This window comes from Bathymodiolus azoricus thioautotrophic gill symbiont (assembly GCF_001298715.1).
Classification (GTDB): Bacteria; Pseudomonadota; Gammaproteobacteria; order PS1; family Pseudothioglobaceae; genus Thiodubiliella.
In genome coordinates this window covers 1-1,107 of sequence record NZ_CDSC02000131.1, presented here as the reverse complement: position 1 = coordinate 1,107, position 1,107 = coordinate 1, and the positions used below count along the sequence as shown (strand labels likewise).

The following is a 1,107-nucleotide window of genomic DNA, read 5'->3' as shown; positions in this document are numbered from 1 at the left end:
AAGCAACCCTTTAGGGGGCTTTGTTATTAATGGCGAGGCAGCGAGTGATTATAGTGGCAGCTCAGTCTCCAGTGCAGGCGATGTCAATGGTGATGGCTTGGATGATTTGATTGTGGGTGCTAGTTATGCCGATCCAAGTGGTAAACCAGGTGCGGGTAAATCTTATATTGTGTTTGGTAAAGCCGACAGTAGCGCCATTGATCTGAGTGTGATTGCTAATGCAAGCAACCCTTTAGGCGGCTTTGTTATTAATGGCGGGGCAGCACATGAGTATAGTGGTTGTTCAGTCTCCAGTGCAGGCGATGTCAACGGCGATGGCTTGGATGATTTGATTGTGGGTGCTTTTTTGCCAATTCAATTGCGGGTAAATCTTATGTTGTGTTTGGTAAAGCCAACAATAGCGCCATTGATCTAAGTGTGATTGCTGATACAAACAACCCGACAGGGGGCTTTGTTATTAATGGTGAGGCGGCGTATGATTGGAGTGGCTGGTCTGTCTCCAGCGCAGGCGATGTCAACGGCGATGGCTTGGATGATTTGATTGTGGGTGCGAGTGATGCCGATCCGAGTGGCAAATCAAAAGCAGGTAAATCCTATGTTGTGTTTGGTAAAGCCAACAGCAGTGCCATTGATCTAAGCGCCATTGCTGATGTAAGCAACCCGACAGGGGGCTTTGTTATCAATGGCGAGGCAGCAGGTGATGTTAGTGGTAACTCGGTCTCCAGTGCAGGCGATGTCAACGGCGATGGCTTGGATGATTTGATTGTGGGTGCTGTGTATGCTGATTCAAATGGCAATAGTTCAGGTAAATCTTATGTTATCTTCGGTAAAGCCAACAGCAGTGCCATTAATCTAAGTAGCATTGCTGATGCAAGCAACCCGACAGGGGGCTTTGTTATCAATGGCGAGGTGGCAGGTGATCGTAGTGGTAGCTCAGTCTCCTCTGCAGGTGATGTCAACGGCGATGGCTTGGATGATTTGATTGTGGGTGCTTATGGCGCCAACCCAAATGGTATTAACTCAGGTAAATCTTATATCATCTTCGGCAAAACCGACACTAACGCCATAGACTTAGCAAAACTGGGTGGTGATTCAAAATACGCTATT

The 1,107-nt window shown here is 47.4% G+C and carries 2 protein-coding genes; both read left to right on the top strand.

Features of this window, described 5'->3' with window-relative positions:
- Nucleotides 1–415 (top strand): integrin alpha (locus tag BAZSYMA_RS10305; protein ID WP_241502527.1); only part of this gene is annotated, 415 nt, incomplete at its 5' end.
- Nucleotides 379–1,107: integrin alpha (locus BAZSYMA_RS02515; RefSeq protein WP_241502526.1), on the top strand; the 729-nt coding region annotated here is incomplete at its 3' end. The genes BAZSYMA_RS10305 and BAZSYMA_RS02515, both read left to right, overlap by 37 nt.